The organism is Streptomyces sp. NBC_00009 (assembly GCF_045040855.1).
Taxonomy (GTDB): Bacteria; Actinomycetota; Actinomycetes; order Streptomycetales; family Streptomycetaceae; genus Streptomyces; species Streptomyces aureus.
In genome coordinates this window covers 2499293-2513928 of sequence record NZ_CP108312.1, presented here as the reverse complement: position 1 = coordinate 2513928, position 14636 = coordinate 2499293, and the positions used below count along the sequence as shown (strand labels likewise).

The 14636-nt window shown below is 68.1% G+C and carries 14 protein-coding genes; 12 read left to right on the top strand and 2 right to left on the bottom strand.

The features are described from left to right. Positions 1–226: 226 nt before the first annotated feature. The 12 genes from glyA (at position 227) to OHA58_RS10995 (ending at position 11750) form a co-directional block, all read left to right on the top strand. Complete coding sequence (gene glyA / locus OHA58_RS11050; RefSeq protein ID WP_405478551.1) at positions 227–1495, top strand: serine hydroxymethyltransferase; 1269 nt, start codon at positions 227–229, stop codon at positions 1493–1495. Positions 1496–1624: 129 nt separating this feature from the next. Further along, the gene (locus OHA58_RS11045) at positions 1625–3013 is read left to right on the top strand and encodes an MraY family glycosyltransferase (RefSeq protein WP_405478550.1); all 1389 of its coding nucleotides are present in this window, start codon (positions 1625–1627) and stop codon (positions 3011–3013) included. Positions 3014–3275: 262 nt separating this feature from the next. Then, complete coding sequence (locus OHA58_RS11040; RefSeq protein ID WP_405478549.1) at positions 3276–3725, top strand: hypothetical protein; 450 nt, start codon at positions 3276–3278, stop codon at positions 3723–3725. 273 nt (positions 3726–3998) lie between these two features. Next, positions 3999–4769 (top strand): F0F1 ATP synthase subunit A, encoded by a 771-nt coding sequence (gene atpB / locus OHA58_RS11035; protein WP_329581583.1) that lies wholly within the window; start codon positions 3999–4001, stop codon positions 4767–4769. A 75-nt stretch (positions 4770–4844) separates the two neighbouring features. Beyond that, a complete protein-coding gene (gene atpE / locus OHA58_RS11030; protein ID WP_329570280.1) occupies positions 4845–5084 on the top strand; it encodes an ATP synthase F0 subunit C in 240 nt (79 codons plus the stop codon). Positions 5085–5125: 41 nt separating this feature from the next. Continuing rightward, positions 5126–5683, top strand: a complete 558-nt coding sequence (locus tag OHA58_RS11025) for a F0F1 ATP synthase subunit B (RefSeq protein WP_405478548.1) — start codon at positions 5126–5128, stop codon at positions 5681–5683. Further along, complete coding sequence (locus OHA58_RS11020) at positions 5680–6501, top strand: F0F1 ATP synthase subunit delta (protein ID WP_405478547.1); 822 nt, start codon at positions 5680–5682, stop codon at positions 6499–6501. Before OHA58_RS11025 ends, OHA58_RS11020 begins: the two co-directional genes overlap by 4 nt. A 120-nt stretch (positions 6502–6621) precedes the next feature. Further along, a complete protein-coding gene (gene atpA, locus OHA58_RS11015; RefSeq protein ID WP_326774077.1) occupies positions 6622–8214 on the top strand; it encodes a F0F1 ATP synthase subunit alpha in 1593 nt (530 codons plus the stop codon). Between the two features lie 20 nt (positions 8215–8234). Then, on the top strand, positions 8235–9152 hold the full coding sequence (locus tag OHA58_RS11010; RefSeq protein WP_362908218.1) for a F0F1 ATP synthase subunit gamma: 918 nt from the start codon (positions 8235–8237) through the stop codon (positions 9150–9152). Next, the gene (gene atpD / locus OHA58_RS11005; RefSeq protein ID WP_383092280.1) at positions 9152–10594 is read left to right on the top strand and encodes a F0F1 ATP synthase subunit beta; all 1443 of its coding nucleotides are present in this window, start codon (positions 9152–9154) and stop codon (positions 10592–10594) included. The genes OHA58_RS11010 and atpD overlap by 1 nt, the downstream gene beginning before the upstream one ends. Before the next feature lie 142 nt (positions 10595–10736). Next, entirely contained in the window at positions 10737–11111 is a 375-nt protein-coding gene (locus tag OHA58_RS11000; protein WP_116509861.1) for a F0F1 ATP synthase subunit epsilon, read from the top strand. Positions 11112–11300: 189 nt separating this feature from the next. After that, positions 11301–11750 carry a DUF2550 domain-containing protein gene (locus OHA58_RS10995; protein ID WP_116509859.1) on the top strand — a complete coding sequence of 150 codons (450 nt, stop codon included), beginning with the start codon at positions 11301–11303 and terminating at the stop codon, positions 11748–11750. 234 nt (positions 11751–11984) lie between these two features. On the opposite strand, the gene OHA58_RS10990 is transcribed toward OHA58_RS10995, so the two are convergent. Together OHA58_RS10990 and OHA58_RS10985 are read right to left on the bottom strand one after the other, a co-directional pair. Beyond that, positions 11985–13793 (bottom strand): glycosyl hydrolase family 18 protein, encoded by a 1809-nt coding sequence (locus tag OHA58_RS10990; protein ID WP_405478546.1) that lies wholly within the window; start codon positions 13791–13793, stop codon positions 11985–11987. A gap of 196 nt (positions 13794–13989) precedes the next feature. Continuing rightward, positions 13990–14634, bottom strand: a complete 645-nt coding sequence (locus tag OHA58_RS10985) for a response regulator (RefSeq protein ID WP_405484897.1) — start codon at positions 14632–14634, stop codon at positions 13990–13992. Positions 14635–14636: the final 2 nt, after the last annotated feature.

Here is a 14636-nt window from a genome sequence, read left to right as displayed (position 1 = left end):
AGCCGGGGAGGCCCTTTGGGGCCGAGCGGTGCGAGTGGCGCGTTGGGGATGGGGTTCAGCGAGGCGCTGGATCCCGTGGTGACGGCATTGACGGGCGTTCCGGCCTGCCGCCGAACGTAGTGACAGCGTCTGCCGGATTACCCGCTCGTACCTGAGTTTCGGGCGCCGCGGGCGGTGCGGGCCTACATTGGTTTTGAGGTCACCCCCGCGAGGCCCGGAGCCCAAGATGCCGGTCACCACTGAACAAGCCCCCGCCGGTGCGACGTACGCGCACGCCGGCTTCGACGTGCTGCGCAGGCAGGACCCCGAGATCGCCGAGATCATGCTCGGCGAGGCGGCCCGGCAGGCCACGTCGCTGCAACTGATCGCCGCCGAGAACTTCACGTCGCCGGCCGTCCTCGCGGCCCTCGGCTCCCCGCTCGCCAACAAGTACGCCGAGGGCTACCCCGGCGCCCGCCACCACGGCGGCTGCGAGCTCGTCGACATGGCGGAGCGCATCGCCGTCGACCGGGCCAGAGCGCTCTTCGGGGCCGAGCACGCCAATGTGCAGCCCCACTCCGGCTCCTCCGCGGTCCTCGCCGCGTACGCCGCCCTGCTGCGCCCCGGCGACACCGTCCTCGCGATGGGGCTCTCGTACGGCGGCCACCTCACCCATGGGTCGCCCGCGAACTTCTCGGGCCGCTGGTTCGACTTCGTGCCCTACGGCGTCGACCCGGAGACCGGCCTCATCGACCACGACCAGGTCCGCGCGCTGGCCCGCGCCCACCGCCCCAAGGCGATCGTCTGCGGCTCGATCGCCTATCCCCGGCACATCGACTACGCGGCCTTCCGCGACATCGCCGACGACGTGGGCGCCTACCTAATCGCCGACGCCGCGCACCCCATCGGCCTGGTCGCCGGGGGAGCGGCACCGAACCCCGTGCCGTACGCCGATGTCGTCTGCGCCACCACGCACAAGGTGCTGCGCGGCCCCCGCGGCGGCATGGTCCTGTGCGGGGCCGAGCTCGCCGGACGCATCGACCGGGCGGTCTTCCCCTTCACGCAGGGCGGCGCCCAGATGCACACGATCGCCGCCAAGGCCGTCGCGTTCGGCGAGGCGGCGACCCCGGCCTTCGCCGCGTACACCCATCAGGTGGTCGCCAACGCGAGGGTCCTCGCGGCCGCGCTCGACGCCGAGGGCCTCGCGATCACCACCGGCGGCACGGACACCCATCTGCTGACCGCCGACCCCACGTCGCTGGGCGTCGACGGCCCGACCGCCCGGGGGCGGCTCGCCTCGGCCGGCATGGTCCTCGACACGTGCGCGCTGCCCTTCGGGGACGGGCGCGGCCTGCGCCTCGGCACCGCCGCCGTCACCACCCAGGGCATGGGCGAGCCGGAGATGGCGCGCATCGCGGTGCTCTTCTCGGGGGTGCTGCGGGACGGGGTCGATCCGCGTACGGCGCGTGCGGAAGTGCGCGATCTCACCGGAAGATTTCCGCCGTATCCGGACTAGACAGGGGTAGGCGGGCATGGGTGGTCCGTCACTCGTGCAACCATCATCGCTACCCGGCAGTCCTTCACCACATGCGCGCGAAGCTAGGGTGTGGGGCTGAGATGGCCAGCGATATCTGTGGGGAAGCCCGTGCGTGAATACCTGCTGACGCTCTGCATCACGGCCGCGGTGACATACCTGTTGACCGGCCCGGTGCGGAAGTTCGCGATCGTGGCCGGCGCCATGCCGGAGATCCGCGCCCGCGACGTGCACCGGGAGCCCACGCCCCGGCTCGGCGGGATCGCCATGTTCTTCGGCCTGTGCGCGGGTCTCCTCGTCGCGGACCACCTGACGAACCTCAGCCCCGTCTTCGAGATGTCGAACGAGCCGCGGGCGTTGCTCTCCGGAGCCGCCCTGATCTGGCTGATCGGTGTCCTGGACGACAAGTTCGAGATCGACGCCCTGATCAAGCTGGGCGGCCAGATGATCGCCGCCGGCGTCATGGTCATGCAGGGTCTGACGATCCTGTGGCTGCCGATCCCGGGCGTGGGCACCGTCTCCCTCACCCAGTGGCAGGGCACGCTCCTCACGGTCGCCCTGGTGGTCATCAGCATCAACGCGGTCAACTTCGTGGACGGCCTCGACGGCCTGGCGGCGGGCATGGTCTGCATCGCCGCCACCGCGTTCTTCCTGTACGCGTACCGCCTCTGGTACGGCTACGGCATCGAGGCGGCCGCCCCCGCGACGCTGTTCTCGGCGATCCTGATCGGCATGTGTGTGGGCTTCCTGCCGCACAACATGCACCCCGCCCGGATCTTCATGGGCGACTCCGGGTCGATGCTCATCGGCCTTGTCCTGTCCGCCGGCGCCATCTCCATCACCGGCCAGGTCGACCCGAGCCTGATGAAGCTGAACTTCGGCGGCACCCGTGACGCCACCCACGCGATGGTCCCGGTCTTCATCCCGCTGCTGATGCCGCTGACGATCATCGCGGTGCCGTTCGCGGACCTGGTCCTCGCGATCGTGCGGCGCACCTGGAAGGGCCAGTCGCCGTTCGCGGCCGACCGCGGACACCTGCACCACCGGCTCCTGGAGATCGGCCACTCCCACAGCCGCGCGGTCCTGATCATGTACTTCTGGGCTGCTCTGCTGTCCTTCGGCGCGGTCGCCTACTCCGTCCACTCGACGTCGATGTGGCTCGTGTTCGCGATCGTCGCGCTGAGCTTCGTCGGTCTCGTACTGCTTCTGCTGCCGCGCTTCACGCCGCGCGCCCCGCGCTGGGCGGAGGCCTTCGTGCCGCCGCGCTACCGGCGCAGGCGGGCCGCGCAGGCGGCTGACCAGGTGCCTGAGACGTCGCCGTCGTACGCGGCTCGGGCAGCGGCCGGGCCGGCCGAGGAGGCGGCCGGGTCAGGTGTGGCCGCACAGGCCCCCGAGGACGAGGGTGCGCGCACGCCGATGCCCGCAGGAGTCAACGGGGCGACGGCCATTGGCCCCCGTTCGCGCTTCCTGGATCGGCGCAAGGCGCACTCGTCGCGCTGACGCGAGAGACGAAAACGCCTCATTACCAGACAAGTTGGCCGCTTTTCTGCACAGACGCGCGGAGTAACTCTCACGTGTGACAGTGAGCACACTACACAGGTAAAGACCTCATCAAATAGTTTGTGATACCGTTCACGAGACCCGGGGATAGAGCCGAAGGACCGTAGTGCGACGGCCCATTGGCCCGAAGTTCCCTCTCGGCCCCGGTCTACGCTCGTCCATGACGACACCCTGCCCCCACCCAGTAAAGGGAGCTGCCGCCATGCCCTCCAACGACGCACGGATCCTCCTTCAGGCCGTTGTGCCCACAGCCATTGCCGGCGCGCTTGCCGCCGTGATCAGTGGTGTGGTCGCCGGCGGCAAGGGGGCCCTCGGTGCAGTCATCGGCACGGTGGTCGTCATCGCTTTCATGGGCCTCGGGCAGGTCGTCCTCCAGCGGACGGCAAAATCGCTTCCGCAGCTCTTCCAGGCGATGGGGCTGATGCTCTACGTCGCCCAGTTGCTGCTGCTTCTGATCTTCGTCGCCGTCTTCAAGGACACGACACTGTTCAACCCCAAGGCCTTCGCCGCTTCACTCGTCGCCGCCACCGTCGTATGGATGGCCGCGCAGGCGCGTGCGCACATGAAGGCCAAGATTTTCTATATCGATCCCGACTCGGCGAACGACTCCGAGAAGAGCGACAAGCCCAATAAATCGGGGTCGTCATCGTGAGGGGTAGGGGCGGGATAAGTGGCGGTTCGTGTAACTGCTATCGTCCGGTGCCAACTGCGGCACTGCGGGCGCGGGCATCTGAGCTGACGCCTGCTCGACTGCGAGGCTCACTGCCTGCCTGCCGCCCCCACATCCGAAACACCAGACCAGTGCCGATCCGCGGCTGCGCGCCGCAACGACACAACGAGGTTGCCGTACCTATGCGTCACGCCGAAGGAGCCCGTGGTGAGTGCTGACCAGACTGAGCTCGCCTTTGACTGGAGCTGTCGGATCATGTCCGACAACGGCTGCGGCTTTCCGGCTCCCGGTCTGCACTCGTTCCTCTTCAAGCCGATCTTCACCGTCGGCGGGTTCGAGTTCAACAAGGTGATGCTGCTCGCCCTCCTGACGACCCTCGTCGTCGTCAGTGTTTTCTACGCGGCGTTCGGCAAGGCCAAGGTCGTCCCGGGCAAGCTCCAGATGGCCGTGGAGGCGGGGTACGACTTCGTACGCCGCGGAATCGTCTACGAGACGATGGGCAAGAAGGAGGGCGAGAAGTACGTCCCCTTCATGGTGTCGCTGTTCTTCTTCATCTGGATCATGAACATCTGGTCCGTGATCCCGCTGACTCAGTTCCCGGTCGCGTCGGTGTTCGCGTACCCGGTCGTGCTCGCGGTCCTCGTCTACCTGATCTGGGTGCCGCTGACCTTCAAGCGCCATGGTTTCGTGGGCGGTTGGAAGAACATCACGGGCTACGACAGCTCGCTCGGCCCGATCAAGTGGCTCGTCTCGTTCATCGAGTTCTTCTCGAACCTGCTCGTCCGGCCGTTCACGCACGCGGTGCGACTGTTCGCCAACATGTTCGCCGGTCACCTGATGCTGGTGATGTTCACCGTCGCCTCCTGGTACCTGCTGAACAGCTGGATGATCCCGGCCGCGGGCGTCTCCTTCGTGATGACCATGGCCATGATCCTCTTCGAGCTTTTCGTGCAGGCGGTCCAGGCGTACGTCTTCGTGCTCCTCGCCAGCACCTACATTCAGGGCGCTCTCGCAGAGCACCACTGAGTACCCGTCCCGTCATACCCCCTGTCGTCCGGTGGCCAACCCCCACCGGTTCGTTGAAGAGAAGGAAGTAACGGCATGTCCGCGACCATCGAACTCGCCGCTGGCGTCTCCGGCTCCCTCGGTTCCATCGGCTATGGTCTCGCCGCCATCGGCCCCGGCATCGGCGTCGGCATCGTCTTCGGTAACGGCACCCAGGCCCTGGCCCGTCAGCCCGAGGCCGCCGGTCTGATCCGTGCCAACCAGATTCTCGGCTTCGCCTTCTGTGAGGCGCTCGCCCTCATCGGCATCGTTATGCCGTTCGTTTACGGCCAGTGATCTAACTCCTCACTGACCATATTTCGACGAAAGGCACTGATGTGATCGCCAACCTGGTGCAGCTGGCGGCCGAGGAGAAGCAGAACCCGCTTGTCCCGGCCGGTCCCGAGCTGCTCGTCGGCACCATCGCCTTCGCCATCGTTTTCTTCTTCTTCGCCACGAAGCTCCTCCCGCGCATCAACAAGGTGCTGGAAGAGCGTCGCGAGCTGATCGAAGGCGGTATCGAGAAGGCCGAAGCCGCACAGACCGAGGCCCAGAGCGTTCTTGAGCAGTACAAGGCTCAGCTGGCCGAGGCTCGTCACGAGGCCGCGCGTCTGCGCCAGGAGGCGCAGGAGCAGGGCGCCACGCTCATCGCCGAGATGCGCGCGGAAGGCCAGCGGCAGCGTGAGGAAATCATCGCCGCCGGCCACTCGCAGATCGAGGCCGACCGCAAGGCCGCCGCTCAGGCGCTGCGCCAGGACGTGGGCCAGCTGGCCACCACCCTGGCCGGCAAGCTGGTCGGTGAGTCCCTCGAGGACCACGCCCGGCAGTCGCGCACGATCGACCGCTTCCTCGACGGCCTCGACGAGACCGCGACGAAGGCCGAGGCTGTTCGATGACTGCCCACGGAGCGAGCCGCGAGGCACTCGCCTCCGCACGTGAGCGTCTCGACGCGCTGACCGACAGCACCTCGGTCGACGCCCGACAGCTGGCCTCGGAGCTTGCCGCGGTCACCGCGCTGCTCCAGCGCGAGGTGTCGCTGCGACGGGTCCTGACCGACCCGGCGCAGTCCGGTGAGGCCAAGGCCGAGCTCGCGGGACGCCTGCTGAGCGGCCAGGTCAGCGGTACGACCGCCGACCTGGTGGCCGGCCTGGTCCGCTCCCGCTGGTCCGCCCCGCGCGACCTGGTCGACTCCGTCGAGGAGCTGTCCAACATCGCCGAGCTGACCGCGGCGCAGAAGGCCGGCGAGCTGGACGACGTCGAGGACGAGCTGTTCCGGTTCGGCCGGATCGTCGCCTCGAGCACCGAGCTGCGCGCCGCGCTCACCGACCGTAACGCCACCGGCACGGCCAAGAGCGAGCTGCTGCGCAGCCTGCTCGGCGGTCGCGCCAAGGTCTCCACCGAGCGTCTCGTCGAGCGCCTTGTGACCCAGCCGCGTGGACGTAGCCTGGAGACGGGACTCGAGTCTCTGTCCAAGCTCGCCGCGCACCGCCGGGACCGCATGGTCGCCGTCGTCACCTCGGCGGTTCCGCTGAGTGATGCGCAGAAGCAGCGCCTGGGCGCCGCCCTGGCAAAGCTCTACGGGCGTCAGATGCACCTGAACCTCGACGTGGACCCCGAGGTCCTCGGCGGGATCAACGTGCAGGTGGGCGACGAGCTCATCAACGGAAGCATCGCGGACCGCATTGAGGACGCCAGCCGCCGTATGGCCGGCTAGCCGACTCGCACAACGTAGTAGTACCTACGGCCCTAGTTGGGCCGTGCAGAGGATTCCTGGGGGCTGACCCCAGACCCCCAAGAAAACTTTCGGGCCCAACAAGGAGAGCAGGGAACCCAGATGGCGGAGCTCACGATCCGGCCGGAGGAGATCCGGGACGCGCTGGAGAACTTTGTCCAGGCGTACAAGCCGGACGCGGCCTCGCGCGAGGAGGTCGGTACGGTCACCCTTGCCGGCGACGGCATCGCGAAGGTCGAGGGCCTGCCCTCGGCCATGGCCAACGAACTGCTGAAGTTCGAGGACGGCACCCTCGGCCTCGCCCTCAACCTCGAGGAGCGCGAGATCGGTGCGATCGTGCTCGGCGAGTTCACGGGTATCGAGGAGGGCCAGCCGGTGCAGCGCACCGGTGAGGTGCTCTCCGTCGCCGTAGGCGAGGGCTACCTGGGTCGCGTCGTCGACCCGCTCGGCAACCCGATCGACGGCCTCGGCGAGATCGAGACCAGCGCGCGTCGTGCCCTTGAGCTGCAGGCCCCCACGGTCATGCAGCGCAAGTCGGTGCACGAGCCGATGGAGACCGGCTACAAGGCCGTCGACGCGATGACCCCGATCGGCCGCGGTCAGCGTCAGCTGATCATCGGCGACCGCCAGACGGGCAAGACCGCCCTGGCTGTCGACACGATCATCAACCAGCGCGACAACTGGCGCACCGGCGACCCGAAGAAGCAGGTCCGCTGCATCTACGTCGCCATCGGCCAGAAGGGCTCGACCATCGCCTCCGTGCGTGGCGCCCTGGAAGAGGCCGGCGCGCTGGAGTACACGACCATCGTCGCCGCCCCGGCGTCCGACCCGGCCGGCTTCAAGTACCTGGCGCCGTACACCGGTTCGGCCATCGGTCAGCAGTGGATGTACGAGGGCAAGCACGTCCTCATCATCTTCGACGACCTCTCGAAGCAGGCCGACGCCTACCGCGCCGTGTCCCTGCTGCTCCGCCGCCCGCCGGGGCGCGAGGCCTACCCGGGTGACGTCTTCTACCTGCACTCCCGCCTCCTCGAGCGCTGCGCGAAGCTCTCGGACGAGATGGGCTCGGGTTCGATGACCGGTCTGCCGATCGTCGAGACCAAGGCGAACGACGTGTCGGCGTTCATCCCGACCAACGTCATCTCCATCACCGACGGCCAGTGCTTCCTGGAGTCGGACCTGTTCAATGCCGGTCAGCGCCCCGCGCTGAACGTCGGTATCTCCGTCTCCCGAGTCGGTGGTTCCGCGCAGCACAAGGCGATGAAGCAGGTCTCCGGGCGCCTCCGCGTGGACCTCGCCCAGTTCCGTGAGCTCGAGGCGTTCGCCGCCTTCGGTTCCGACCTGGACGCCGCGTCGAAGGCCCAGCTGGAGCGCGGTCAGCGCATGGTGGAGCTGCTCAAGCAGCCCCAGTACCAGCCGATGGCGACCGAGGACCAGGTTGTCTCCGTCTGGGCCGGCACCACCGGCAAGATGGATGACGTCCCGGTCGTGGACATCCGGCGCTTCGAGCGCGAGCTGCTCGACTACCTGCACCGCAAGGAGCAGGGCCTGATGACCTCCATCAAGGAGGGCGGCAAGATGTCGGACGACACCCTGACCGCCGCCGCCGACGCCATCGCGGACTTCAAGAAGCAGTTCGAGACCTCGGACGGGAAGCTTCTCGGCGAGGACGCTCCGGCCGCCGCCGGTAAGTGACGACGGAAGGGACCTGACTCATGGGAGCCCAGCTCCGGGTCTACAAGCGTCGCATCAAATCCGTCACCGCGACCAAGAAGATCACCAAGGCGATGGAGATGATCGCCGCCTCGCGCGTCGTCAAGGCGCAGCGCAAGGTGACGGCCTCAACGCCGTACGCGACCGAGCTCACCCGCGCGGTCACGGCCGTCGGCACCGGTTCGAACACGAACCACCCGCTGACGACGGAGCCGGAGACGGCGACGCGCTCCGCGGTGCTGCTCCTCACGAGCGACCGCGGTCTGGCCGGCGCCTTCAACTCGAACGCCATCAAGGCCGCGGAGAAGCTGACCGCGCGTCTCGAGGCCGAGGGCAGGGAGGTCGAGATCTACATCGTCGGCCGCCGTGGTGTCGCCCACTACAACTTCCGTGAGCGCAAGATCGCGGAGCAGTGGACGGGCTTCACCGACGAGCCCACGTACGCGGACGCCAAGAAGGTCGCGGGCCCGCTGATCGAGGCGATCGAGAAGGACTCGGCGGAGGGCGGCGTGGATGAACTCCACATCGTCTACACGGAGTTCATCTCGATGATGACGCAGTCGGCCATCGACGGCCGTCTGCTTCCGCTCAGCCTCGAAGAGGTGGCGGAGGAGTCGAAGTCCAAGGGCGAGATCCTTCCGCTGTACGACTTCGAACCGTCGGCGGAGGACGTCCTCGACGCCCTGCTGCCGCGCTACGTCGAGAGCCGTATCTACAACGCGCTGCTCCAGTCGGCTGCTTCCAAGCACGCCGCCACGCGCCGCGCGATGAAGTCGGCGACCGACAACGCGGGAGACTTGATCAACTCGCTCTCCCGACTTGCCAACGCGGCCCGCCAGGCCGAAATCACCCAGGAAATCAGCGAGATCGTCGGCGGCACTGCAGCCCTGTCCGACGCGACCGCGGGGAGTGACAAGTAATGACGACCACTGTTGAGACGGCCGTTGCCACGGGCCGCGTCGCCCGGGTCATCGGCCCGGTCGTCGACGTGGAGTTCCCCGTCGACGCAATGCCGGAGATCTACAACGCCCTGCACGTCGAGGTCGACGACCCGGCCACCGCGGGCGCGAAGAAGACGCTGACCCTCGAGGTCGCCCAGCACCTGGGTGACGGCGTGGTCCGCACGGTCTCGATGCAGCCCACGGACGGCCTGGTCCGCCAGGCTCCCGTGACGAACACCGGCGCCGGCATCTCGGTGCCCGTCGGTGACCTGACCAAGGGCCGGGTGTTCAACACCCTCGGCGACGTCCTGAACGACGACGCGTCCTCGGTCGCCGACGCCCCGCGCTGGACGATCCACCGCAAGGCCCCGGCCTTCGACCAGCTCGAGTCCAAGACCGAGATGTTCGAGACCGGCCTGAAGGTCGTCGACCTTCTCACCCCGTACGTCAAGGGTGGAAAGATCGGTCTGTTCGGTGGTGCCGGTGTCGGCAAGACCGTTCTGATCCAGGAAATGATCGTCCGTGTGGCCAAGCTGCACGACGGTGTCTCCGTCTTCGCCGGTGTCGGCGAGCGCACCCGTGAGGGCAACGACCTCATGGTCGAGATGGAGGAAGCCGGCGTTCTGGACAAGACCGCGCTGGTCTTCGGCCAGATGGACGAGCCGCCGGGCACGCGTCTTCGCGTCGCCCTGGCCGGTCTGACCATGGCGGAGTACTTCCGCGATGTGCAGAAGCAGGACGTGCTGTTCTTCATCGACAACATCTTCCGCTTCACGCAGGCCGGTTCCGAGGTCTCGACCCTGCTCGGCCGCATGCCCTCCGCGGTGGGTTACCAGCCGACCCTCGCCGACGAGATGGGTCTCCTCCAGGAGCGCATCACGTCGACCCGTGGTCACTCGATCACCTCGATGCAGGCGATCTACGTCCCCGCGGACGACCTGACCGACCCGGCCCCGGCCACCACGTTCGCCCACCTCGACGCGACGACGGTTCTCTCCCGTCCGATCTCCGAGAAGGGCATCTACCCGGCCGTGGACCCGCTGGACTCCACGTCCCGCATCCTGGACCCGCGCTACATCGCGCAGGACCACTACGACGCCGCGATGCGCGTCAAGACGATCCTGCAGAAGTACAAGGATCTCCAGGACATCATCGCGATCCTCGGTATCGACGAGCTGGGCGAGGAGGACAAGCTCGTTGTCCACCGTGCCCGTCGCGTCGAGCGCTTCCTGTCGCAGAACACCCACGCCGCCAAGCAGTTCACCGGCGTGGACGGTTCGGACGTGTCGCTCGAGGAGTCGATCACCGCGTTCAACGCGATCTGCGACGGCGAGTACGACCACTTCCCCGAGCAGGCGTTCTTCATGTGCGGTGGCATCGAGGACCTCAAGGCCAACGCCAAGGAGCTCGGCGTCTCCTGATTCTGGCTTCTTAGGAAGCACAGACTCGTGGGAGAGGGGCGGGGGATACCCGCAGGGTGTGTCCCGCCCCTCTCCGTACGCCGACTAGACTTTGACCCAACACCCGGCAGCAACCGCCGGGTGGTGACCCGAGGAGCCCACCTTGGCTGCTGAGCTGCATGTCGAGCTCGTCGCCGCGGACCGCAGTGTCTGGTCCGGCGAGGCCACCCTGGTCGTCGCGCGCACCGCGTCCGGCGACATCGGCGTCATGCCCGGTCACCAGCCGCTTCTCGGTGTGCTGGAGTCGGGCCCGGTGATGATCCGCACGAGCGACGGCGGGACGGTTGTCGCCGCTGTGCACGGCGGTTTCGTCTCGTTCGCCGACAACAAGCTGTCCCTGCTCGCCGAGATCGCCGAGCTGTCGGACGAGATCGATGTCCAGCGTGCGGAGCGGGCGCTCGAGCGCGCGAAGTCGGATGCCGACGCATCCGCCGAGCGTCGCGCGGACGTCCGACTGCGTGCGGTGGCGACGCGCTGAGCCCTGGGGGTACCTCCCATGCCCTTTAGGCTATGGGGGAGCGCGGAGTGACATGACTCAGCCGCGGCCAGGTCCGGAGAACCTCTCCGGACCAGGTCGCGGCTGAGGCGATCCTTGGTCAATTTTGCAGTTCCGTTATCGGATCCGCTGTCGGGCCCGTTATCAGATGAGGCGAGGAGGTCGGTACGAATGGTCCTCGTTCTCGTGCTGTGCGTGGTCGCGGTCGTCGTACTCGTATTGCTGGGGTTGTTCGTCTTCGGCCTGAGGCGCCGGCTGATCCAGCGCTCCGGGGGCACCTTTGACTGCTCCCTGCGGTGGGATGTGCCCGAGGGGGGCGACGCCTCCGGCAAGGGCTGGGGCTACGGCGTGGCCCGCTACAACGGCGACCGGATCGAGTGGTTCCGGGTCTTCTCCTACGCGATCAGGCCGCGTCGCACCCTGGAGCGCTCTGCGATCGAGGTGACGGGGCGGCGCGCGCCTGAGGGCGAGGAGGAGCTCGCCCTGCTCTCGGACGCGATCGTCCTCGCGTGCTCGCACCGCGGCTCGCGTCTCGAGCTGGCGATGAGCGAGGACGCGCTGACCGGCTTCCTGGCGTGGCTGGAGGCGGCGCCTCCGGGACAGCGGGTGAACGTCGCGTAGCGGCGTTCAGGGCCCCGCTGGTTGGGGGTCCCCCCTGGCGCGGAGCGCAGCGGAGCTCCTTGGGGGAGGGTGAACGTCGCGTAGCGGCGTTCAGGGCCCCGCTGGTTGGGGGTCCCCCCTGGCGCGGAGCTCCTTGGGGGAGGGTAAATGTGGCCTGAGGTTTCGCATGGAGAAGCCGGGTGAACAGGGGGCGGCCCCGTTCACCCGGCTTCCGTCATGTGCGGCCCGGTGCTGTTACCTCAGGCCGCCGTCGATGGCGGTCACCAGCTCGCCGTTGGTGGTGTCACCGCTGAACTCCCAGAAGAAGGCGCCGCCGAGGTTCTGGCTCTTGGCCCAGGCCATCTTGGAGTTGATGGTCGCGGGGGTGTCGTAGGACCACCAGTCGCTGCCGCAGTACGCGTAGGCCGTGCCGGCGACGGTGCCGTTGGCGGGGCACTTGGTCTTGAGGACCTTGTAGTCCTCGATGCCCTGCTCGTAGGTGCCGGCGGCGGGGCCGGTGGCGGTGCCGCCCGGCTCCTTCTGTGTGACACCGGTCCAGCCGCGGCCGTAGAAGCCGATGCCGAGCAGGAGCTTGCTCGACGGGACGCCCTGGGCCTTCAACTTGGCAATGGCGTCAGCGGAGTTGAAACCCTGCTGCGGGATGCCGGGGTACGAGGTGAGCGGGGAGTGCGGGGCTGTCGGGCCCTGGGCGTTGAACGCGCCGAAGAAGTCGTAGGTCATGACGTTGTACCAGTCGAAGGACTGGGACGCGCCCGCGTAGTCGTTCTTCTCGATCTTGCCGCCGGTGGACGCGTCGGCCGTGATCGCCGCCGTCACCAGGTTGTTGGAGCCGAACTTGGCGCGCAGCGCGGTCGCCAGCTTCTTCAGTGCGTCCTGGCCCGAGGTGTCGCAGGACAGACCGCAGGCGTTGGGGTACTCCCAGTCGATGTCGATGCCGTCGAAGACGTCGGCCCAGCGCGGGTCCTCGACGAGTTTGTAGCAGGAGTCGGCGAACGCTGCCGGGTTCTGCGCCGCCTGCGGGAAGCCGCCGGACCAGGTCCAGCCGCCGAACGACCAGAGGACCTTCAGGTTCGGGTGCTTGGCCTTGAGCTGGCGCAGCTGGTTGATGGCGCCGCGCAGTGGCTGGTCCCAGGTGTCGGCGACGCCGGAGACGGAGTTGGCCGCGGTGTACGCCATGTCCGTGTCGGCGTAGGAGTCACCCATGGTGCACTGGCCGTTCTGCACGTTGCCGAAGGCGTAGTTGATGTGGGTGACCTTCGCGGCGGAGCCGGAGGTCTCCAGGTTCTTCGGGAAGTACTGGCGGCCGTAGACGCCCCAGTCGGTGAAGTACCCCAGCTTGACCTTGCCACCGGGGCCCGGGTCGGTGCCGCCGCCGGTCGTGTGCACCCGGACGGAGCCGGAGGCCGGGCCGGTTTGGTCGGCGGTGTCGCGGGCCTGCACGGTGTACGAGTAGTCGGTGCCGGCGGTGAGGCCGGTGTTGGTGTACGAAGTCCCGGTCACCGTCGCGACCTTGGCGCCGTCGCGCAGGACGTCGTGGTTCTTGACGCCGTTGTCGTCCGTGGCCGCGGTCCAGTCGAGCTTGACCGAGGTGTCCGTGACCGAGGAGGCGGTGGGGGTGCCGGGCGCGGAGGGGGCCGCGTCGCCGGGGACGTCACCGCCGTCACAGGAGGCGCCGTTGAGCTTGCAGCTGGAGGGGGCGCCGGGGCCCGAGCCGTTGAACCCGAAGGAGACCGAGGCGCCGGGGGCGAGCGACCCGTTCCAGGAGACGTTCTTGGCGGTCCAGTGGTCGGCGGAGTTGGTGACGGTGGCGTCCCAGGCGGAGGTCACCTTGGTGCCGGCGGGGAAGTCCCACTCGACGGTCCATGAACTGAGGGCCGTGGTACCGGTGTTCTTGACGGTCCACTTGCCTTCGAAGCCGGTGCCCCAGTCCTGGGTCTTGGCGTAGGTCGCGGTGGCGGTGCTCGCGGCGGCGGCCGCGTGGGAGGGGGTGGCGAGGCCGACGAGGGCGGCGGCCGGGAGCAGCAGGGTGGTGAGGCCTGCCACGGCTCTCTGTCTGAGTCTCAAGCGCAAGGGGTGCTCCTCGGGTGGTATCCGGGGGACATGACGGGGGTAAATCCCTGCGCCGCCCGTGAGCATCGCCGTGCTGGTCATGTGCATGGCTGCGCTCACCGCAGTGCCGTGAGAATAGAAAGGTCTGGACCAGCGGTCAAGGTCTAAACCAATTACAGGAATCGGCCCCTCACAGTCCCAACTCCTGTGCCAGGACGGCCGCTTGCACCCTGCTGCGCAGCTCCAGCTTCCCGAGCAACCTGCTGACGTGCGTCTTCACCGTCGCCGACGCCATCCCGAGACGCATCGCGATCTCCGCGTTCGACAACCCGTCACCGAGGCAGGAAAGCACCTCCCGCTCCCGGCGCGTGAGGGCGTCGAGCCCCGCGGGCGCGGGCCCCGGCTCCGGGCGTACGGGCTTCGCCGCGAACTCGGCGATGAGCTTGCGGGTCACCGCCGGAGCGATCAGCCCCTCACCGCGCGCAACCGTGCGGACCCCCTCGATCAGGTCCTTCGCCTCGGTGTTCTTCAGCAGGAACCCGCCGGCGCCCGCGCGCAGCGCCCCGAAGACGTACTCGTCGAGATCGAACGTCGTCAGGACGAGCACGTCCGCGAGCCCCTCGGAGACCACCTGACGGGTCGCCGAGACGCCGTCGAGGCGCGGCATCTGGATGTCCATGAGGACGAGATCCGGCCGAAGTGCGCGCGCCATCGCCACCGCCTGCTCGCCGTCCGCCGCCTCCCCGACGACCTCGATGTCGGGGGCGCTGCCCAGGATCAGGACCAGCCCCGCCCGCACGGCGGACTGGTCCTCGGCGACAAGTACCCGGATCACCC